Raw genomic sequence first — 21,277 nt, forward strand, 5'->3', positions numbered from 1 at the left:
GTTGGGCGCGGTGGTCGGAGTGGGGGCGGGTGAGGGTTGATGGCGGTGAGGGTTGATGGCGCGGTGAGGGTTGATGGCGCGGTGAAGGCTGATGGCAGCTGATGACAGCTGTCCTTCAGGCCATGGCGAACAGCGACCGCTGATCTTCCGGCGGGCATCGCTTCATTTGGGGCAGCCCGCTGGCGGCGACGGGCTCGCGCATGCTCTAGTCCGAAGACCCGGCGCGGCTCGCTAGTCCTCGAAAAGCTCCTCCAACGCCCGCTCCAGGACGTCCTCTGGCGGGGTGGGGCATTGCCAGCCGGCGGCTTGCATGGCGGCGAGGAATTCGGGTTCGGGGGCGAAGCCGTACTCGCTGAGGTAGTAGGTGAGGGCGTCGTTCCAGATCCAGGTGCCGTCGGTGCGGAAGCCCATGGGGACTACTTCGCCTCGGGCGGGTTCGACGAAGTCGGGTTCGGAGGCCGTCGTCATGAGCAGGGGTGTGCCTGCCGCGAGGTAGGCCAGGGGTTGGGTGCGGTCTACCGGGTTCAGACGGGGGTGGTCCGGGGCGTAGTAGGGGACGCCGTCGGTGGCGCCGTCGAAGACTCTCGCGATGCGGGTCGTGGTCGTCATGGTCGTCGTCCTAGTCGGTCGGTGCTGTGGTGCGGAATTCGCGCAGGGCGTGCAATACATGATCGCGCGAGGACAGCCCGGGCACCCGCTCCAGGAGAGCGGCTTCCGGGACCGTGCCGGGGGACAGGCTCACGCGCAGGATGAGCCGGTGGAAGCCGTCGGTGGAGGTCTCGCGCGCCAGGTGCTCCAAGCGGGTGAGCTCGTCGGGGGTGAAGCGGCTGAGTGCTTCGCGGGTCGCGGCGTCGATCGGAGTCGCGGCGGGGTCTGGCTCCTCGTGCGGGGGCGCGGCGGCCGGTTCCTCGGCTGGATTGGCTGCCGGGTGATGTGGCTGCGGTCCTGGTTCCGGTTCGGGTTCGGGTTCCGGTTCAGTGTTGCGCACCGGTTCGGGTACTGGCTCGGGCTCTGCTTCGGGCTCGGGCTGCGGCTCTGGCAGCGGCCGGGTGAGCGCCGCCGTCGCGCGGAACACCGCGACGGCATCCGGGTCCGGCGCCGGGCCGGACCGGAGATGGTCGAGGAACTCGGCCACCGGCGCGACGCCGTGCTCGCGCACGTAGTAGCCGATGGCATCGCTCCACACCCATACCCCGTCGGTGCGGAAGCTCATCGGGACCCGGCCGCGGTGCTCCGGGCGCAGCAGGTCGTCCAGGCGTGCGGTGGTGGACAGGACGAGCGCTCCGGCGGCCAGTGAGGCGGCGACCGCGGCGCGCTCGGGGCCGGCCAGGCGGGGGCGGTCCGTGGCGAGGGTCGGGGTGCCGTCGGAGGCTTCGTCGTAGACCGGGGCCAGGCGCACCGGTTCGGAGCGGGTGCGGGTCCACAGCAGTGCGGAGGCGGCGCGTGCGGCCTTTTGGTACCCGGGCAGGGGCTCGTCCGCCGTGAACGCCTCCACTTGGGGATGCGGCTCGCCGAGTTCGGCCAGCCGGTCCTGGAGTGTGGCCGCCGCCTGCCACGGCTCGCTCGCGGCGGCCACGGCCAGCAGGAACACCCGGCGTGGCGCGGGCCAGGGTGCGCCGTCGGCCGGGGAGCGCCAGGCCCGCCACAGTGCGACGGCGCCGGTGAGCCCGGCCATCGCGTCGATGCCGGCGCGGTCCAGGTCGTCGGTGAGATCGGTGAGATCGGCGAGGTCGGCGAGGTCGGCGTCCGGGCCGGACGTGAGGTCCAGACAGGGCCCGAACTCGTGGCCGCGGCGTTGGATCACCTCTGGAGAAGCGGGGGCGAACACATGCGTCGGCTGCGCGTCGATCGCGGGGTCCGTCGTCTCGATCTGATCGACGACCACCGGATCGAACCCGGCGGCCTCGAGGATCCACCGCAGCAGCGCGGCATCCTCGGCTGGCAGGGTCTGCTGCTGCGACACGCAATACGCCACGATCGCCTGGGCCAGGTTCTCCGGCTCGTGGGCCGCGAGCCAGCCCCGGCTCAGGGTCAGCAGTTCGTCGGGGACCCGCCCGGCCAGGCGGAGCAGCATGCTGTGACAAGCCTCGCCCATCGTCGGGACGGCAGCGGCGTCGGTCGAGGTCATTTTCCGAGTCCCATCCTCGTCAGCAGGGGCAGGCGCGACGGCGCGTCCAGGGCGGCGATCAGCGCGCCGAGATCGGTGTACCAGTGACTGCCCGGGTTGGGCACCAGGACACCGTCGCGATAGCCGACCCACCCGGCGCGATCGGGCAGGAACCGGTCCGCGAGCGCCGTGATCGCGCCGGTCCAGGAGGAACCCGAGGAGAGTTCCGCGGCGGTTCCGTGAGAGCCGATGACGTGGATCGCCGTCGGCAGCGTGGCAGCGGCAATCGCTGCCGGTGTCGCGCCGCCGGCCGCCGACGTCACGGATGCTGTGGCGGCGTTGCCCGCCACCCGCCGAGCGTTCTCAGCGCTGACCTCCCGCGCCAGCTCACCGCTGTCAGCACCGTGAATCACCAGGCGTTTGGGCAGCGGAGTGGCCGAGGCGGCCAGCCCATCGATGAGCGCCCCGGCCAACTCCTGCCGGGTCATCGGCCGGCCCCGCAACGTGTAGCCACCCGCGGCGTCCGGGCGGCTGCCCACGGCCAGGATCACGGTCTCGGGCAGCGGCGTCAGGCTGTGCGCGGCGGCCAATTGCGTGTTGTCCTCGGGCAGCGCGAAGCCGGACGGCGAGTACTGCAACGCGGTCTTCACCGCCGCGGATGCCGTCGCGGCGCCGGTGAGATCGCCGCGGTGTTCGGCGTCGGCGGTCTGTGCGGTGCCCGCGTCCCGCGCTGCGGCTGTCGAAACCGGATGGCTCGCCGCGGTCTGGGCCGCTGCCCGGTCCACCTCATCGACGGCCCGGCGAGCCCCGTCGACCCGGTCCTGCGCGGCGCCGATCCGTCCCCGCGCGCCGACGGCGACCCGGCCGCGCTGCCAGGCCTGCTCGATCAGCGTCTCCCGGTCTCGCAGGGTATTGCGAAGCTGGAACAGGCGTGCAGTGTCGTGCGCCTGTTGGGCCGCGTCGAGATCCGCGCGCAGCTGGCCCACGGTCCGTGGATCGGTGTTCCGATGCTCCGCCAGCGCCTGTTGAGCGTCCAGTGCGGCCTGCATCGCGGGCTGTTCCCGGCTGGAGACGGCTGTCAGGTCGTCCTGTGCCGTGGCGAGCCGGTCCTGCCGTCCCGCCGCGTCCGGCGCCAGCCGCCGGTGGTCGGCGACGTCCCGCTGCGCGTCTGTGTGTTCTGTTGCCGCAGGCTCGAAGACGTGGTGTTCCAGATGGTCGGGCACCGCGCCCCGGTAGTGCACCAGCGCCACGTCCACCGGCCGGCCGGTGTCGACGGCGAGTCCGCGCGCCGCCCGCAGGAAGTCGTCCGCGCCGGTCGCCCCGTTCAGATCGGCCACCAGCCGCAGCGGTTCGGTGGCGCGGCCGGGGTCGGGGTCGGAACCGGGGTCGGAGCCGGCGGCCCCGGCGATCCTCGTCACCGCGGCGGCGCGCGCCTGTGAGTCATCCGGCAGGGTCTTGGCATCGGGGTGCACGACCTGCGAGGGATAGTCCTGCGCTGCCTTCTTGGCCCAGTCCGCGGGCAGCAGCCCGGTGAAATCCTTGCCGGACTCGATGATGAGCGAGTGGTCCCGTGATCCGGCGACGACATAGGTCGCCCGGCCGCCGTACGGATAGGAGTCCCCGCTGTACTGCCGGTTGTACTCGACGTAGTCCCCGGTCGTCGCCTCCATCTCCACGCCGGAGTGCGTCGAGGGCCCCGTGTCCGGGAGCCCGGCGCCGTCGTTGGTGCTGCCGCCGAGGCTGAAGTCGCCGGACCATTCGGTGCCGCCGGCCTCCTTGAACATCGGCTCGTCCGCGCGCTCGGTGAAGGTCAGGCCGCTGTAGCTGCTCGGCTCGCCGATCGGCCGGATCACGCCGACCCGGACGCCGAGCGTGCCGGAGGGCAGCTCGAAGGACCCCTGGAACAGGTCCCGGGTGTTGTCGCGGACGTTGCGGTTGGTCAGCGACTCGGTCAGGCGGCTGCCCTGGTCGCTGGTCGGGGCGAAGCGGCCCAGGTGCGGCGGGGTCGGCGTGCCGTCGGTGCGGTCGGCGCCGCGGGCCGTCCCGGCCAGGTAGGGAGCGCTGCCGTGCCGGCTCAGCGTCGCCGCCGGGGCCCAGGCCGCGACGTGTTCGAGGTCGGGGAAGCTCAACGCCTGCAGCTTCCCGCCGAGTTCGTGTTCGAGCATGTCCGGTCCGGTCCGGTCGGCGTCCGTCGAGGCCCTGACTGTGGGCGTGGGCCCCGGTTCGGGCCGTGGCGGCAATGGATCGCCGGGCTGTCGGGCCTCGGTGAGGTGGCGCGGCACGACGTTGCGCATCGTGACGTGGGTCCGGGCGCCGGCCGCGTCCGGCGCGGTGGTGATCGTCACCAGCGGTGTCGGTCCGGCGGTGGACGTGCCCGGGTGCGGGAGCCGGGCCATCGGCTCGGGCAGTTCGGTGTCGTCGTGGATCTCGATCCGCAGCCGGAACCTGTGCTCGAACTCGTCGCTCTCGGCCGCGACGGCGGCGGCCCGCCGGATGTCCCGGACGACGGCCTGAGTGCCCGTGGTCTTCTCCAGGGTCGTCACCCGCTCCACCCTGGCGCCCGGGGTCCCGCCGGCCAGGCCGTCCGGGGTGAACTGTCCGCCCACTTCGGCGAAGACCGACGCGTGCAGCCCTTGGTGCTCAAGGTGCGCGTCCTGCTTCAGTGACTGCCCACCGAGGGTCACCACGCCCTTGTCGCGCTCCCGGATGTGGTCGCTGTCGTCGTGCTCGGCGATGGCCCGGACCGTCAGCCGGCGGGTGCTGCCCAGCGGGCCCGGGATCTCAATGCGGTGGGTCAGGCCGACGTTCAGCAGGTCGTGCGGGTGGGCCTTGAGCGCCTCGGGATCGAACTTGGCGGTGACCGCGCGCCAGATGTCGGAGGCGTCGGTCAGGTGCTCGGGTCCCACTAGGCCGGTGCTTTGCAGACCGTGCTTGATCGCCCCGGTGATGCCGACACCAGCCGGCAGTTGTTCGGGTCCGTCGGGATGCTTCGGTCCGCTCTCGGAGAAGACCGCGGATGTGTCGTCGAAGTGCGTCGAGTAGCCGGCCGCGAATGCGGCGTCGTGGTGCGCGATGGAGCGGGTCTGCTCCGCCTTCGGCAACGGTGCCAGACGCGTCGGGTCGGCTATGTCGTCGGCCAGGGTGCGGCTCATCGAAAGCTCGGCCGAGTTCTCGACCAGCAGGTGAGCGGTGCTCGGCGTCGCGTCGTAGTGGCTGGGCCGGAGCCGGCGGCCGAGGAAGCCGTTGATCAGGCCGGCGTCCACTGGTCGGCGGTCCGCGGCGACCTCCAGGACCAGGTGCGCGCGGCGGAACTGCTGCCCGACGTTCTCGGTGAGCAGCGAGATGTCGATGCTCCCCTTCGTCGTGGATTCCGTTTTGCTGTAAAGCGTTCCGCCGACCTCGGCCCCGAGCGAGGCGGTGAACTTGTTCGAGACGCCGCGTTTCGCCCCGCCCGCGGAGGTCGCGCCGGACGGCGGCGAGAACAGCTCGTCACCGGATGGTCCGGCCGCGGACTCGTTGTCGTGGGCCTGATCGCCGGTCAGGGGCTTGTAGACCGGGCCGATCCGGCCTTGGCCGCGCATCGCGAGGTGCCCGGTGTCGGCGTTGGTCTGCTTCAGGTCGTATTCGCTGTAGCTCTCCACCGAGGCGCCGGGTCCGTCGTGTCCGGCCGCCGGGTCGGCGCCGACGAAGAACCCGCGCAGCGTGAACGAGCGCTCGGCGTCGGGGAGCCCCGGGCCCCAGTGGTACTCCTTGGGCAGCGGGATCGGTATGCCCGGCCCGCTCAGCAGCCGCGGCAGGTTGGAGCGCAGGAAGCCCTCGGCGACGGTCCGCTCGACCTCCGCGACGTAGCCGGGATGCCGCCAGGCGGCGGCGGAGATCCGCGGGTTCGCCGCCCGCGCCTGGTCGATGACCAGCTTCGAGGTGTGCCGCACCGTGGCGTCCAGGCCTGCGAACGTGACGTGCAGACCGTCGGTCCCGGACCGGCTGAAGTCGATACGGTCGGGGTGCTGCCGCAGGTCCTGGTGCTCGGCTTCGCTCAGGACGCTGGTCCGGCCGATCGTGGCGGCCACGTCGCGGTTCGCCCGCACGAAGTCGGGCCGGCTCGCGGTCGCCTCATCGGGTCGGAACGCCGAGTGCACGATCGCCGGGACCGTCACGCCTTCGCCGTCGATGATCCGGCTCACCGTGCGCCGGCGAGTGAATCCGCTCAGGTAGCGGGCCTTCTCGGTGACAGTGACCTGATACCTGGTCCCGTATTCGGGCCGGAACGCCTCGCCATTGCTCGCGCGCAGGCGGCTGTAGCCCTTGGACGCGGTGGCGCCGGACTGGACGTGCTCCTTCCCGCCGGCGATGCCGACGACGAAGTTGCCGAGGTCCAGCGCGGCGCCGTGCGGCAGCTCGACGCGGGCCCCGCCGCCGCCGTCGACACCCAATTCCCACGACCGGGTCACCGTGCTGGAGCCACCCCGGGTGCCCTTGACCTGGTGGTCGATCGCGACGTCCGGCTCGCTCGGCGTGGCCGGCCCGCTGCGGCGGTCCAGCACCACCTGGTCGACCGAGACCCGATAGGTGCGCCCCCGGAAGTGGAACTCCTCCTCGATGCCGGTGTCCAGGCCCCGGCTGCGCGATCCCCGTTGTTTCGGCGTGCCGAAGGCCAACTGCAACTGCTTGTCGAGCCGGAACCGCAGCCGGGCCGCGGTGCGGTCGCGCCGGGCGGTCGCCGTCGGATCGTCCTCGGACCGGCCCGATCGCCGGCCCCGCAGATCGGCGGACAGGTCGTTCACGATCGAGCGCACCGTGGCGTGGACCTGCTCGCCGCCGGGCAGCTCTTTGAGCGCGGCGCTGCCCAGACCGGTCCCCGACACGAGTTCCGGGGTCTCGGCGCGGGGATCGGACTCGTTCACCGCGCGCCGCGTGTGGCCGGCGAGGGTGCCGTCCGGCTTCCAGCGGACCGAACGCAGCACCCTGCCGTCCTGGCCGATCGCGCGCTCTTCGCCGAGGCGCAGCGAGATGTCCACCGGCTTGTCGCCGACGATGTCGACGGTGCGGCTGGTGACCGCGCCGGTCGCGTCCCGGGTCACCGTCTCCCGTACCCGCTCGCGGGCGTTGAGGGCGGGTGAGGCGATGCCGTGCTCGTCGACGATGCGCACCGAGCGGTCGGTGACCAGCAGCCGGGTCAGGTCGGCGGCGCTGAGACGGTCCAGGCCGGCACCGCCGTCCTCGCGGGCCGGGCTCAACCGGTTCTGGAGCTGGAGCCGTTCCTGGCGTGCTGCGGCATCCCCGGGCCATGCCTGCGGCCGGACGTCGTTGACGGCGGCCCGCAGCTCGGCCTCGAAGCGGCTGCCGCGCGGCACCACCAGTTGCAGCCCGGTCTTCCCGGCCTGGCGCGCCAGATCGACCAGGGCACTGTGCCGGGTCGCATCCGTGTCGCCCCACCGGTGTCCTCCGGTGTCGCGCCAGCCCCACACCACGTGTCCGGCCAGGTTGACGACGTAGCCCTCGGCCGGCAGGTCCGAGCGGCCGAGCAGATCGTGCTCGGCGTCCAGGGCCGTGGTGCGCAGCCCCTCGGCGGCCCCCAGGCTGTGGACGGCGGTCTTCAGCCCGGCGCCGGGCCTCCGCGGCGCGACGACCGCGATGTCCTTGGGCGCATCCGGGTCCGCGGTTGCTCGCCGCACCAGATCGCCGACGTTGTGGATGCCCTCGACGGCCGGTGGCGTGACGGCTGCCGACGGCCTGTTCCGCAACGGGTCGTTGTGGTCCTGGCTGTCCGGCAGGCCGTGCCGGGAAAGCGGTGAGGGGCCCGAGCCGTGGGCCGCGGTGAATCGCAGCATCCGCTGATACGTCTTGGGGTGGGCCGTCGCGAAGCCGGCGGTCAACCCCGGGAGCCGGTTGCCGGGGTTGATCCGGGTCGCGGCACGGCGGGCTCCGGCGGCGTCCAGGGCGGCGCGCGCCGGTACCGGCTGAGCCGCCGCCGGGTCCTGCACCGCGCGCTCGAACGCGGCGGCCTGGTGCTCGGGCACCATGATCTCGCCGGTGACTTCGGCGTGGAACGGCAGCACCGGATCGGTCAGGCCGAGGTGGTCCCGGCCGGCGTGGACGCGTCGGTCGGCCTCGATCCGGCCGTCGATCCGCAGCACGGCCTTGTAGCGGACCTTGTCGCCGCCGTGCGTGACCGCCGTCTTGGCCTGGCCCTGTACCTGCGAGGACGTGGCGTGCCCGGAGGTGAGCTTGCCGTCGATGTTGGCGGCGGCGGTGATGCCGTCGGTGAGCGAGTATTCGGCGCCGACCCGCAGCTGGGCCTGCTGGCCGTGGCGGGTGCTGTGCTCGACGGTCACGGTCTCGGCGATGTCGTTGCGGATGCCGCCCTCGGAGCTGACGTCCACCCGTTCCAGGGAGACGATGGACGCCCCCAGGCCGGTGTAGCCGGAGAAGCCCTTGAGCCGCACGAAGTTCGTCGGCAGGGATCCGGTGAACAGCGCTTGGCCGCGGTCGCGCACCGACTTCTCGTCCAGGAACCCCTCGGTGGCCGCGTCGACGACCGCGGCGGCCCGCTTGGGCGCGACCCGGCCTTCGCCGATCAGGGTCTTGAGGAACGCGTCCTCGACCGGCTTGGTGTCCACCGCGCCGAGCGTGTAGTCGAAGCGCTCGATCGCCCGCGGGTCGCGGACCGCGATGACCCTGGCGCCGGTCGGCGTGCCCCGGCCGTAGGCGGCCGGGTAGGTGGCCGTGACGGTCTTGCCGATCACGGTGTGCGAGACGGTGGCGGTCCGGCCGTCGCGCAGGTGGGCGTCGACCTCGATCCGGAGCCCGTGCACGACGCCGACCCGGGCGTTGTTGGTGGCCCGGCTGCCCAGCTGGACCTCGTCGGCCACGCTGTGGCCGGTGCCCCGGGTGGTGGTCACCCCGGGCTTGACGGCGACCACCAACAGCGCGGAGCCCACCTTCCTCATGCTCTCCGCCAGGAACCCCAGCCCGCGGCTGATCTCCCGCGTCGCCGTGCGGACGAAGGCGATGTCGCCGTACTTGGACAGGAATTCGCTGAGTACCGGGTCGCGGTCGTAGGCCGGCGGGGCCTCGGTGTCGCCGGCCAGGCGGAACCGCACGCGCAGCGCGGTGTCGCCGTCGCCGAGGGTCATGCCCGAGCGCAGGAGGGTCTGCCAGGTCTCGGCGTCGGTGGCGTCCAGGGCGGTGTCGATCTCGTGGTCGAGGTCGTGGGCCAGGCGAGCGGAGAGGTGGCTGTCCAGGGTCTCAGGCTTCTGATCCCCGGGCCGGTCGCTGAGGGTTGCGGCTTTCAGCGCGGTGACCACCGCCGCGGCCTGGGCGGGTGCGTCCGGCGGCCGGTCGGCGGAGACGACGGCGAGGTCGCCCAGCGCGTGGATCCCCGAGCCGTCGCGGTTGTGCCAGGGGACCAGCGGGTCCACGAGGCCGCCGTGGTCGTCTCGGGGTGCCGCGGTGTAGGCCGGTGCCCATCGCAGGACCTGGTCTTGCCAGCGGGCCGGGTCGATGTGGGCTGGGTCGCTGTGAGCCGCGTCGATGTGGACCGGGTCTATGCGGGCCGGGTCTATGCGGGCCGGGCCGATGTGGGCTGCGGCGGGCGGGTGCGTCGGGGCGCCGGCGAGGTGGGAGGGGCTCGGTGCGAAGTCGTGGAAGACGCCGGTGGCGGACAGCGACGGCAGATACGGGCGCCGCGGATCCGGGTCGGCGACCAGCGGCACGCCGTCGGCCGAGGTCCAGACCTTGCGGTCGGGCGCCGCGACGGGGCTGCCGAGTTCGTCGGCGAGATCCTTCGCGTAGGCCCGGCCGCCTTCGGGCGCCTTGCCGAGATCGCAGACGACCGCACGGACGCCCACCTTCTGGATCGCCGGCCAGTCCGGGTGCTCGCGGATCAGCTGGGCCAGGGCCTTGGCGCCCAGTTCGTAGCCGCCGACGCGCACGTGGTCGGATTCGCCATGGGCGGCGAGCGTCAGCCGGCCGTCGGGGTCCGGGAGCAGGTCGCGCGCGCCGATCTCGTGGGCAGCGGCGTCGGGATCGGAGCTGTCGCGCAGGTGCAGGGTGCGGCCGTGGCCGACTCCGAAACGCGCGAGGAACGAGGCGGCTTGCCGGTGATCGGCGAACGCTTCGATGCGTTGGGGCTTCGTCGGATCCCAGACGTGGGTGTCGCCGACCGGCGCGGCGAAGTGCTGCGCGGCGGGGCGCTGCGGGGCGGAATGCTGCGCGGAGGGGTGCTGTGCGGCGGGGTGGACAGCGGAAGCCGGTTGATCGTGTCCGGAGATGGTGATCCCGGGCTTCGCCGACGAACCAAACCAAGGGCCGGCCAGCAACTGAGCCCACCACGGCCGAGCGAGCGAATAGTGGCGCAGGGCTTCGCGAAGGTCGCCGTATTCGCCGGGTACGTGGGTGCTGAGCGTCCGGACAGTGTTCTCGTCCAGGAGCTTCGACAGCTCCTTCCGCGTGTTGTCCAGGTGCCGGGAGACCTCGACCGGTCCGTACAGCGTGTCATCGACGGCGAGGACGCGGGCCAGTGCGCGCAGTGGCCCGTGCGCGGGCTCGGGCCATGCCTTGATCTCCGCCTCGGTGAGGGGCAGGGTGCGCATCAGCAGCGTCGTGGCGGGGGTGACGCGCATCCGCTCGCCTGGTTCCAGCTCCAGCCGGACGCTGCCGTCCGGCGAGAACCTGCGAAGGGCGCCCGTCCAAGGCGTCTTGCCCCGGGGCGGTTTCGGTATGCCCTTGTCGTTGTACTCGTACAGCTTCTCGGTGACGTACGTCTCGCCCTTGAAGTTGAAGCCCTCGACGTCGTTCGGCGCGATGACGTCCACGCCCAGTTCCTTCGACAGCTCGTGGGCGAAGCCGTGGTCGTCCATGCCGGTGAGGCACGAGTGCATCCGGATCGGCCGACCGCCCCAGTTCTGGTCGTCGCGGATGACCGCCGCCAGATCCTTCACCGACATGTAGTTGCCGCCGACCTTCACCGCATGGGGCGTGCCGTGCAGGAGGACCGAGAACTCCTTGGAGCCCTGGCTGCCGGCCAGTTTCTCGAAAAGCGGCCGCAGCGCGGTGTCGACCGGCTGATCCAGGTCTCTGATCCACAGCGCGTCGGCACTGCTTTGCGTGTAGTCCTCGAAACGGGCGAGCCACGTGTCGCGGGCCGCGTCATCGGCGAAGTCGTGCCCGACGCGGACTTTGAACCCGGCGGTGTGCCGGCGCAGGGTCAGCTCGACGGCGGCCACGCTCGCGAGTGCCTTGTCGGCGGCCCAGTAGAGCTCTGTGCGCTCGAACGTCCGGCGCCATCCGGGCGGCAGCGAGCCGGTGAACTTCTCAAGGGTGCCCGCCAGGTCGTAGACGGCGTCCACATGCCCGCGGCGGTCGGTCTGCGCGGCTACCGCACGGGCCTTGTCCGCGACGTCTTGGAAGCCGGGCGCTCTCTTGACGACGGGCTCCGCGTGGCCCAGGGCGGCGGTGATGGCATCGGCGTCGAGCCGGTGGCCCTCGGTGGCGCTGAGACTGATCTCGTGCCCGCCGGCGCCACCGTGCCGCGGCGTGGACCCGGTTCTGCCGGAGCCCTTCGTCGCCGTCGCCCGGATCCTCCCGTTGCCCGGCTGGGGATCTCTCCCGCCGTGCTGGGCGCGTCTGCGGGAGCCGGAGAGTATGTGCAGGGCCTGATTCACCTCGGTGCCGGGCCGGGTGTGCCGGAACATCCATTGGACGGTGTCCGGGGTGAGCACCTTGTCCAGTGCGTTGCGGGCGGTCTCGGACAGATCGGCCGCCTCGGCGCTCGTCCCGTGGGTCTGGCGCATCAGGTGCCGCCAGTCGTTCACGGTGCCGCGCAGGTGCGGGTCGGCTCCGGCCAGGGCGTCGCCGAAGGAGCCGGCGATGGCCCGGCTCAGGACGGTCAGCGCGGGGTTGCGGCCGAGGTATTCGTAGTCGGTGTCCAGACGGACCTCGCTGTGCAGGCTGCCGTCCGGGTTCAGCGTGCGCGGCGGGAAGACCCGCATGGCGCCGTCGACCCGCTCCCGCACCCTTTCCCTGCCGTCGGGGGCGTGGCTCAGAGCGGTGGCGTAGAGCTGGTTGCTGTGGTTGGTCCACACGCTGGTGTTCGGTGCCTTGACGGGGTATCCGATCAGATCGGCCAGCCGCTGGGCGATGCCGTCGTCGAACTCGCCGCTGTCGCAGGACGCCAGCCGGATCGGGCGCGGGTCGTCCTTCCACTCCGGGATGTGCTGGAGCAGGTTGTGCAGATCAGCCTCGTGCAGGCCCACCTTGCCGACGAAGACCCGCAGCCCCGAGCCGTGCATGTCGATCGTGAACCAGCCCGGATCGGCCGGCAGCGAAGCACTCGACTCGCGCAGCCGCATGTCGCGCTCGGACTGCTCGTCGCGGATCCAGATCCCGGTGCCGTCGGGGCGTTTGACGACGTGATCCCTGATGAACTCGGCGGCCTCGCCCGGGTCTTGGAACAGCGGCGGGTCGTGTCGGTTGATCTCGTTGGTGTAGGAGTCGTCGCCGTGCTCGCGCATCAGGTCGGACAGGTGGCGGTGGAAGAGGGAGCCTTGGACGCGATTGCGCAGGCTGTCGGGCTGTAGGCCCGTGATGGTGGAGTGGAGCTGGCGCAGGAGCTTGTAGCGCTGCTGGTACTCGGTGGCGCTGCCGGCCTCCGTGATCAGGTCGCGGAGGTGATTCGCCGGCACGTGGTCTGTGAGCCCGCCGAGGCGGTCGAACAGCCGCAGGCTGTCGGCGCTGTGTTCGCTGAACGCCTGAAGGGTTTCCGGCGGTAGTGCCCGCGAGATGGTGTCCGGGTGGTCGCCGTGAGAGTCGAAGGAGTCGAACGACACGGCCTGCGCGTCGTGGGGCGCCCAGCTGTGGTCCTGTTGCGCGTTCGAGAAGTGGTACAGGGCCTCACGCAGATCGCCGTGCTGGTACGGGACGTGGGTGAGCAGAGCCCTGACGGTGCTGTCGTCGAGCTGGTAGGACAACTCGTCCCGTACCAGGTCCAGATGCTGGTCGATCCGCGCGCGGTCGAAGAGCGTGTCCTCGGCCCGCACGGCGCTCGCCAGCGCGTGCAACGTCTCCCGCACCGGCTCGGGGAAGGTTCGGATCTCGTCCGCGCCGAGCGGCACGACCCGGCTGATCATTGTCAGCGCGGCGGTGTGCCCCAGTTGCTGGTTCGGCGCGAGTTCCAGCGTGCTGGTCCCGTCCGGTGAGAACCGCCGCATCACGCCGGTCTCGGGGTCCTTGCTCAAGTCCGGAACCGTCCGTGGCGCGCCCTGCTCGTCGTAGTCGTACAGGTTCTCCGAGACGTGCAGGTTGCCCAAGTAGTCGGCCCACGAGATGTCGGACGGCGCTATGACGTCCACGCCCAGTTCCTTGGACAGTTCGTGGGCGTAGCCGTCGGGGAGCATGCCGGTGTAGCAGGAGTGCAGGCGGATCGGCCGCTGGTTCTGGGACCAGTGCTCGTTCTCGACGATGAGGGCGGCCAGGTCCTTGACCGACAGGTTGTGGTCGCCGATGTGCACGATGCCGGGCGATCCGTGCAGGGCCACGGTGAAGTACCGCGGGTCCGCGGACAGGGCTTTGATGAACTCTTCGTTCTTGAGGTCGTGCCAGTGGTACGGGCTGCGAACCCACAGCAGGTCGGGTGTGCTCTCCGTGAGGTGCCGCCCGATGCGTTGGACCCAGGCGGAGCGGGCGGCGGCGTCGACGAAGTCGCGCCCGATGTGCGCCTTGTACCCGGCGGTGTTCCGCCGCAGCCGCAGTTCCACGGTGGCCGCCCGGTGGTAGGCCCCGATGGCGGTCCTGCCGAGCTCGGTGTGCTCGAACCGGTGTTGGTCCTGGAGCGGCAGCGAGTCGGTGAACTTCTCGATGGAAGCGTGCAGGTCGTAGAGCGCGGCCACATGTCCGCGGGCGTCGGTCTGCGCGGCCACGGCCCTGGCCTTGTCCACCAGGCCCTGGTAACCGGGCGTGTGGTGGAAGGCCGAGAACCCCGGCGCGGCCATCGTGGCCAGGGCGGTGGTGAGGTTCGCGGCGTCGATCCGGTGCTCGTCCAGGAGCGCGCCTGGCGGGTCGTCGTGGTCGAACGCGACGTCGTGGTCTGGATTGGCGGCGCCGTGCGGGAGGTGGGAGCCCTGGGCAGGGGAGCCCAGTGCTTGTCGGGCGTGCGTGTACTGGTTCAGGGCCTCGCGAAGGTCGCCCCGGTGGTTCGGGACATGGGCAGTCAGGGTGCTGAGAGTCTTGTCGTCCAGGAGGTTCGACAGGTTGGTCCGCACCTGGTCCATGTGCTGGCTGATCTGCGGGCGGTCGTACAGCGTGTCGTCGGCGTGCAGGGCCTTGGCCAGCGTGCGCAATGGTTTCCGCGCCGGCGTGGGCCAGGTTTTGATCTCGTTCTCGGAGTGCGGCAGGGTCCGGGTGAGCAGGGTCGTCGCGGCCGGGTGTCCCAGGTGCTGGTTCGGCTCCAGTTCCAGCCTGGTGGTCCCGTCCGGCGAGAACCGGCGCAAGGCGCCGGTGTCCGGGTCCTTCCGCCTGGGGGGCTGTGGCACGCCGTTGTCGTCGTACTCGTACATCTTCTCCGAGACGCGGACCTCGCCCCTGATGTTGCTCCAGGCTATGTCGTCCGGGGCTACGACGTCGACGCCCAGTTCCTTGGCCAGTTCGTGGGCGAAGCCCTGGTCGTGCATGCCGGTGTAGCAGGAGCTCAGGCGGATCGGCCGCCGGTTCTGCGACCAGTGCTTGTCGGCGCTGATGAGGGCGGCCAGCTCCTTGACCGACAGGTTGAAGTTGCCGACGTGCACGACCCCCGGTGAGCCGTGGAGGGCGACGGTGAAGTATCGCTTGTCGGCCGCCTTGGCAATCGCGTCGACCGCTCTTCTGAGGTTGGTGTCCTGCGTGTGGTGCGGGCTGCGGATCCACAGCACGTCTTCGGTGCCCTCTGTGAAGTCCTTCGCGACCTGCTCGACGAAGTGGTCGCGGAACGCGGGGGTCGGGAAGTCGCGGCCGACGTGCACCTTGAACCCGGACGTGTCCCGGCCCAGCCGCCGGTCCACGATGTTCACGCTGGAGTGCGCCTGCCAGGTGGCGTGGTAGAGCGGTGAGTGCTCGAACCGCTGCTGGTGAGACAGCGGCAGCGAGTCGGTGTAACTCTCCAGGGCGGCGTGCAAGTCGAGGACGGCGGCCCGGTGGGCGCGGTCGTCGGTCTGCGCGGTCACGGCGTTCGCCTTGTGAACCAGCCCCGGGTAGGCGGGATGCTGCCGGAAGGGGGCCCACTTCGGCTGCTGGTCCATGGCGGTCAGGGCGCCGGCGAGGACCGCGCTGTCGTTCTTGTGCTCCTGGACGGTGTCGAAGGAGAGGGTGTCGAGGGGCCCGTGCCAGCCGGATTCGCCGGCCTGGTGGTCGCCGAGGGCGTCGAACGCCGCGGCGTGCTGTGATCCGGCGTGCTGTGATCCGGTGCTGTGTGATCCGGCGGTGCTGTGTGCGCTGTGCGAGGCGGAGCCCTGCTGCGGCCCGGCGTGCGAGAGGTGGTGCAGGGCTGCGTTGAGGTCGCCGTGCGTGCTCGGGACGTGGGCGATCAGAGTCTGGAGGGTTTTGTCGTCGAGCAGGTCCGACAGGTTGTCCCGCATCTTGTTCAGGTGCTGGTCGATCTGCGGGCGGTCGAACAGCGTGTCGCTGGTGTGCAGGGCACTGGCGAGGGCGCGCAACGGTTCCCGGGCCGGTTCGGGGAAGGTACGGATCTGGTCTTCGCTGTGCGGCAGGGTCCGGGTGAGCAGCGTCAGCGCGGAGGTGCGTCCCAGGTTCTGGTTCGGCGCCAGCTTGTGGGTCTGGTCCGGGGAGAACTGGTGCCAGGCGCCGGTTTCGGGCTCCTTGCGACTGGGGGCCGGCCTCGGCACGCCCTTGTCGTCGTACTTGTACATGTTCTCTGAGACATGGGTGTTGCCGTTGCGGTCGGCCCAGGCTTTGTCGTTGGGCGCTTTGACGTCGACACCCAGTTCCTTGGACAGCGCGTGCGCGAAGCCTTGGTCGTGCATGCCGGTGTAGCAGGAGAACAGGCGGATCGGCCGTTGGTTCTGGGACCAGTGCGGATCGGCCTTGATGAGAGCGGCCGTCTCCTTGACGGACAGGTGGCCGTTGCCGACGTGGACGGCGCCCGGCGAGCCGTGGAGGGCGACCGTGAAGTAGTCGGGGTCGGGCTTCTTGGCCATGGCGTTGACCGACGCCCCGAGCCTGGCGTCCTCTGGATGTTTCGTGTTGCGGATCCACAGGACGTTGTCAGTGCTCTGCGTGAAGTTCTTCTGGACCTGTTCGACCCAGTGCGCCTCGGCGGCGGGGTCGGGGAAGTCGTGGCCGGTGTGCACCTTGAACCCGGAGGTGTTCCGGCCCAGCCGCAGCTCGACGATCGCCACGCGGGCGGCGGCTCGTATGGTCGCGTTGTAGAGCTCTGTGTGCTCGAAGTCGTGTTGGAGTTCGGGCGGCAGGGAGTCAGTGAACTTCTCGATGGCGGAGTGCAGATCGTAGACGGCTTCCACGTGCTTGGTGTCGTCGGTCTGCGCGGCCACGGCCTTGGCCTTGTCCGCCAGGTCCTGGAAGCCGGGCGCTTGGCGGTAGGGGGCGTTCTTCGCCTTGTCCATCGAAGCCAGGGCACTGGTGAGCTTCGAGGCGTCGCTGTGGTGCTGCTCGATGGTGTCGAAGCCGACGGGGAGGTGCTCGCCGAGTCCGCCCGGGTGGTCGCCGTGGGCGTCGTGGGTCTTTTGGGGACCGCCGGCCGGGCGGAGCAGAGCCTTGCTGACGGTGCCGCCGCCCGGGTGGTGCATGGCGCTGCTGACGGAGCTGATCGGGCCCCGGCTGGGGGTGGGGCGGCCACCGGCCTTGGAACCGACGGGCTTCGAACCGACGGGCTTCGGGCCGGTGGGCTTGGAACCGGTGGGCTTTGAACGGGTGGGCTTCGGACCGTCGCCGGGCAGCGGGTGGGGGGTGCGGCGGCCGATCTTGGCCTGCGGCTTGGTCTCGGGCCGCAGCGCGCGGTAGTGGTCGCCGCCGTCGTCGGTGGGGACGCGGTGGACGTAGACCGGCTTACCGCTGCCGCCGTTCAGGTGGACGGCCGGCTTGTCGCCGCTGACCACGACCACATCCAGGCCCAGGGCCTGCCCGACGGTGTGCAGGATCTCGTCGCTGAGCGGGGTCTTGGCGGCCAGGGGCTCGCGGATGGCGTGGTCGATCAGGTCGCTGTGCTGGGGAAGGCCGCCGCCGCTGGCCACCTTGTCCTGAGCGAAGGTGGTGAGCTGTGCCATGCCGTGGTTGCCGGTGGCCGAGTAGTGGTCCTGGAGGGCGGCCAGGACTGGCGCCGGGTCCTGGTTCAGGCGGGTGTCGAGCTCGGCGATCGGGTCGCGGGCCGGGTCGGCGAGCGGTTCGCGGGTCGGGTTGGCGGCGGGTCCAGGGGACAGTTCGCGAGTCGGGTCGGGGGCCGGGCCGGCGGACGGTTCCCGGGTCGGGTTGGCGGCGGGTCCGGCGGACGGTTCGCGGATCGTGTCGGGTGCCGGACCGGCGGACGGTTCCCGGGTCGGATCGGGGGCCGGTCCGGTCGATGGCTCGCGGGTCGGATCGGCGCTGTGCACTGTGTGCGGGTTCGAGGCGGCCGGACCGAGGCCGTCTATGTGCGGGGTCGAAGACGCATTCGGCGGCCCGAGGCGATCCAGCACGGCGTTCGCGTCGTGCGGGGACAGATCGCTGAGCAGGGTGTTGGAGCCGCCGCGGGTGTCAGTGCTCTGGGACTGGACGCTGTCGGCGACTCGGTTGTTCAGCTCGCGGATGTCGGAGGGGTTGGACAGGTCCAGGCCCTGCGCGTGGACGCTGCTCTTGGGCACGCCCTGGCTCAGCGCCGAATCCACCAGCGTGGACACGGTGGTGTCGCCCTCGCCCGGGACCTGCTTGGAGACGTAGTTGTCGCCGCCGTTGCCCAGGGTGACGCGGGCCTGCGGCGGTTCGCCGCCGCTGATCGGCTCGCCCACGGTCTGGCGCGGGTCGTAGACCGGACCGAGGTGTTCGACGGTGCCGTCGGGGCTGATCAGGTGGAAGCCAGTGTCCTCACCGGTTCCGGTTCCGTCGCCGCCGGTCGCCCGGATGGTGCCGTTGGGGCCGGTCTCGACGGTGCCGTGCGGGACGACGATGTTCACGCCGTTGTCGGCCGCCAGGGCCTTGATGTCGTCCAACTGGTCGGGAGGGACGTTCTCCAGGACGACGACATGGGGGTTGGGCGCGCCCTCGGGGCGGTTCGCCTGAACCTGGTCGATGACCGGGCCGAGGCGTTCGGGCAGCGGCGGGGTGCCGTCCGGGTGGGTGACGTTCGGGTCGCCGTAGTAGACGGTCTGCGTGCCGTCGGTGGAGCCGGGCTGGCGGCGGATGGTGAACGAGAGGTCGTCGTTGCCGGTCTTGTTGTCGGTGTAGGCGCCGTTCGGACGGACCCAGCTGTCGCCGTTGAGGAAGGTCTCGTTCATGTGGGAGTCGTCGAACGACTCGATCTTGGTGCCGCGGCCGCGGCCCAGGCCCCCCATGCCCGCGCCGAGGGCCCCGCCCATGAGCAGGCTCATGCCGTTGATGGGCGCGCCCTCGATACCGGACATGAGCAGCGAGGTGATCGTGTTGTTCCCGGCCTGGCTGGCCATGTTGACCCACTTCGGCGGGGCCCAGATCAGCTTGCCGGGGTCGGTGATGCCGACCGAGGCGGTCTTGAAGTACTTCGGGACGAACTTCATCAGGGCGCCGTCGATGCCGCCCTGGACGATGCCGCCGGCCACCGCGCTCTCGACGGTGCTCAGCGAGAGGTTGGCGTCGAAGCCGGCCCGGTCGCGTTTGATCAGGGTCTGGTAGCCCTGCACCGCCACGTCGCTGCCCTCGGCCATCGCGGTGCTGGTGGCGACCTTCTCGACCATCTGCGTGAACAGCTTGGGGATGGTGGCGCGCAGCGCGGCGATGCCGGCCTCGGCGACCGCCATCGAGGCGCCGAAGGTCTCCGGGGCGTCGGCGATGGCCTGCATGATCGTCGGACCCATGATCGCCATGTTGAGGACGGCGGTGCCCTTGGCGTACTCGGCTTGCAGGGCGGCGTCGTAGATCCCGTCGGCCATCGTGCGGGCGCCGTCGGCCATGCCGGGCATGCCGTTGTCGACGACGTCGCGCATGTTGTCGGTGTAGGCGGTCATCGCCGGGCCCGAACCGGACAGGTTGGCCCGGCGGACGGTGTCGACCATGTTGGAGCCGGTCTGGTCGATGCGCAGCCCGATCCCGCCGACCTGCCGGCTGAACTGAGCGATCTTGTCCTCGTCCACGGCCGGGTACTTCGTGCCGAGGAGGTCGAACAGCCAGCGGAACGGGGCGGGGAGATCGAGGCCCATGTCAGAGCTTTGTGTGGGGAGAGTCGGGGGCGGTGAGGCTGGACACACCGTCCGAGGCCGCGGCGTCGGTGGCCCGGTAGTCGGCCGCCATCTGCTGCATGCCCTGGCTGATACCGCTGACGCCGTCGCTCGCGCCCCGGACGCTGTCGGCGAGATCGCGGAGCCGGACGACGTGGTTCTCCTGGAAGGCGCGGCTGAACTCGTCGTCGCCGCGCAGCCCGATGTCGCCGTCGAGCAGGCTGTACATCTCGCTGTGGATGGAGAGCATGTCCTGGACGTGGCCCTGGAACTCGCGGCCGTGCTTGTCGAGGTCGTCCGGATCGGCCTGGATGGTCATGCCTGATCTCCTTGGTCCGCAAGGCCCACGTGTCCCTCGCGCAGGAACGCGGAGACGTCGAACGTGCCGGCCATGATCTGCTCGTAGGGCAGCGCCGCCCCGGCCCGCACCGGCGCCATCAGCTCACTGACGTGCTCGGCGTACTCGGCGCGCGCCGCGGTGACGGTGTCCAGCACCAGCTTCGAGAGCTGGGCCGGGGCCATGTCGCGGTAGGCGGTGGTGTGGAAGGTGAGCTCGGTCAGCACGCCGCCGGCGCCCAGGCCCACGGACAGCGAGCGGTCGCGCGAGCGCGTGCTGACGGTGAGTTCGGCCATGCGCTGCTGCGCGTCGGCGATGGCGGTCATGCGGCGCTCGGAGTCGGCGACCAGCTCGGCGATCTTCGCACGGTCGAAGGCCAGGCCGGGATGGCTGTCGGGGCGGTGGTCGGCGGTGGTCATCGCACTCGGGCCTTTCGGTGCTGTGGCAGTGGGGTGGCGCGCGGACGCCGCGGCCCGGCCGGTGGCCGGACCGCGGCTGGTGGAGCCGGTGCTGGTCACCAGCGACCGTTTCCGGGGTCGGGCGGCGCGCCGAGGATGCCGCCCACGGCGTCGCTGCGGGCGCCCCAGACTTCCTCGTCTTCGGTGAGCCAGGTGTTGCGCTCGCGTTCCTTGCCCCCGCCTTGGCCGCCGGGCATCCCGCCGCCCATGCCGCCCATCGGGGGCATGCCCATGCCCATGCCGCCACCGCCGGTGGCGTTGCCGTCGGCGGCGGTCTTGGCCGCGAGGTCGTTGGCGGCCAGGTCGCTGGGGTTCGGGCCGTTGGTGCCGGTGAAGTTGCCGGACGTGCCGCCGCCGGAGCCGCCGAGCGCGCCGCCCGGGCCTGAACCCAAGCCGCTGCCTCCGCCGCCGAAACCGCCGCCGCCGAAGTTGGGATCGCCGTTGCTGAAGCTCTGGTTGCTGCCCGGGGAGAACTCGGACGCCGGGGGCGGAGGAGTGGACAGCAGGCTGCTCGGCGGTGGGGTGAAGCCGGAACCGTACTTGTCGGCACCGCCGCCCGGGGAGCCGCCGGGGCCGCCGCCGAAGATTCCGCCGCCGCCGGGGCCGCCGCCGTTGCCGCCGAAGGTTCCGCCACTGCCGTTGCCGCCGCCGAACGGGTCGTTGGGACCGGGACCGCCGCCCCCGCCGAAGGTTCCGCCGTTACCGCCGCCGTTACCGCCGCCGTTGCCGCCGAAGGTTCCGCCACTGCCGTTGCCGCCGCCGAACGGGTCGTTGGGACCGGGACCGCCGCCCCCGCCGAAGGTTCCGCCGCTACCGCCGCCGTTGCCGCCGAACGTCCCTCCACTGCCGCCGCCGCCAGGACCGCCGCCGTTACCGCCGAACGTCCCGCCGCCGCCGTTGCCGCCGCCGAAAATCCCACCGCCGCCGCCGGGGCCTCCGCCGTTGCCGTTGCCGTTACCGCCGAAGGTTCCGCCGCCGCCTCCGG

Annotated in this window: 5 protein-coding genes and 1 pseudogene; all 6 read right to left on the bottom strand. The window is 71.4% G+C overall.

The window, feature by feature from the left end:
• Positions 1-231 precede the first annotated feature (231 nt).
• Complete coding sequence (locus KGQ19_RS37390; protein WP_212018233.1) at positions 232-609, bottom strand: hypothetical protein; 378 nt, start codon at positions 607-609, stop codon at positions 232-234.
• A gap of 10 nt (positions 610-619) precedes the next feature.
• Positions 620-2,128, bottom strand: a complete 1,509-nt coding sequence (locus KGQ19_RS37395) for a hypothetical protein (RefSeq protein WP_212018234.1) — start codon at positions 2,126-2,128, stop codon at positions 620-622.
• A complete protein-coding gene (locus KGQ19_RS37400; protein WP_212018236.1) occupies positions 2,125-19,479 on the bottom strand; it encodes a DUF8616 domain-containing protein in 17,355 nt (5,784 codons plus the stop codon). The genes KGQ19_RS37395 and KGQ19_RS37400 overlap by 4 nt, the downstream gene beginning before the upstream one ends.
• A 1-nt stretch (position 19,480) precedes the next feature.
• Complete coding sequence (locus KGQ19_RS37405) at positions 19,481-19,816, bottom strand: WXG100 family type VII secretion target (RefSeq protein ID WP_212018238.1); 336 nt, start codon at positions 19,814-19,816, stop codon at positions 19,481-19,483.
• Positions 19,813-20,253: a YbaB/EbfC family nucleoid-associated protein gene (locus KGQ19_RS37410; protein ID WP_212018240.1), complete on the bottom strand. Its 441-nt coding sequence runs from the start codon at positions 20,251-20,253 to the stop codon at positions 19,813-19,815. Before KGQ19_RS37410 ends, KGQ19_RS37405 begins: the two co-directional genes overlap by 4 nt.
• Before the next feature lie 95 nt (positions 20,254-20,348).
• Positions 20,349-21,277: pseudogene (locus KGQ19_RS37415) on the bottom strand (hypothetical protein); the annotation flags it as partial.

The sequence above is a fragment of the Catenulispora pinistramenti genome (assembly GCF_018274385.1).
GTDB classification, from domain to species: domain Bacteria; phylum Actinomycetota; class Actinomycetes; order Streptomycetales; family Catenulisporaceae; genus Catenulispora; species Catenulispora pinistramenti.

Excerpts from the sequence above, each read along its gene's own strand:
- KGQ19_RS37395 (WP_212018234.1), bottom strand. The coding sequence starts at position 2,128 with ATGACCTCGACCGACGCCGCTGCCGTCCCGACGATGGGCGAGGCTTGT.
- KGQ19_RS37400 (WP_212018236.1), bottom strand. The coding sequence starts at position 19,479 with ATGGGCCTCGATCTCCCCGCCCCGTTCCGCTGGCTGTTCGACCTCCTC.
- KGQ19_RS37405 (WP_212018238.1), bottom strand. The coding sequence starts at position 19,816 with ATGACCATCCAGGCCGATCCGGACGACCTCGACAAGCACGGCCGCGAG.
- KGQ19_RS37390 (WP_212018233.1), bottom strand. The coding sequence starts at position 609 with ATGACGACCACGACCCGCATCGCGAGAGTCTTCGACGGCGCCACCGAC.
- KGQ19_RS37410 (WP_212018240.1), bottom strand. The coding sequence starts at position 20,253 with ATGACCACCGCCGACCACCGCCCCGACAGCCATCCCGGCCTGGCCTTC.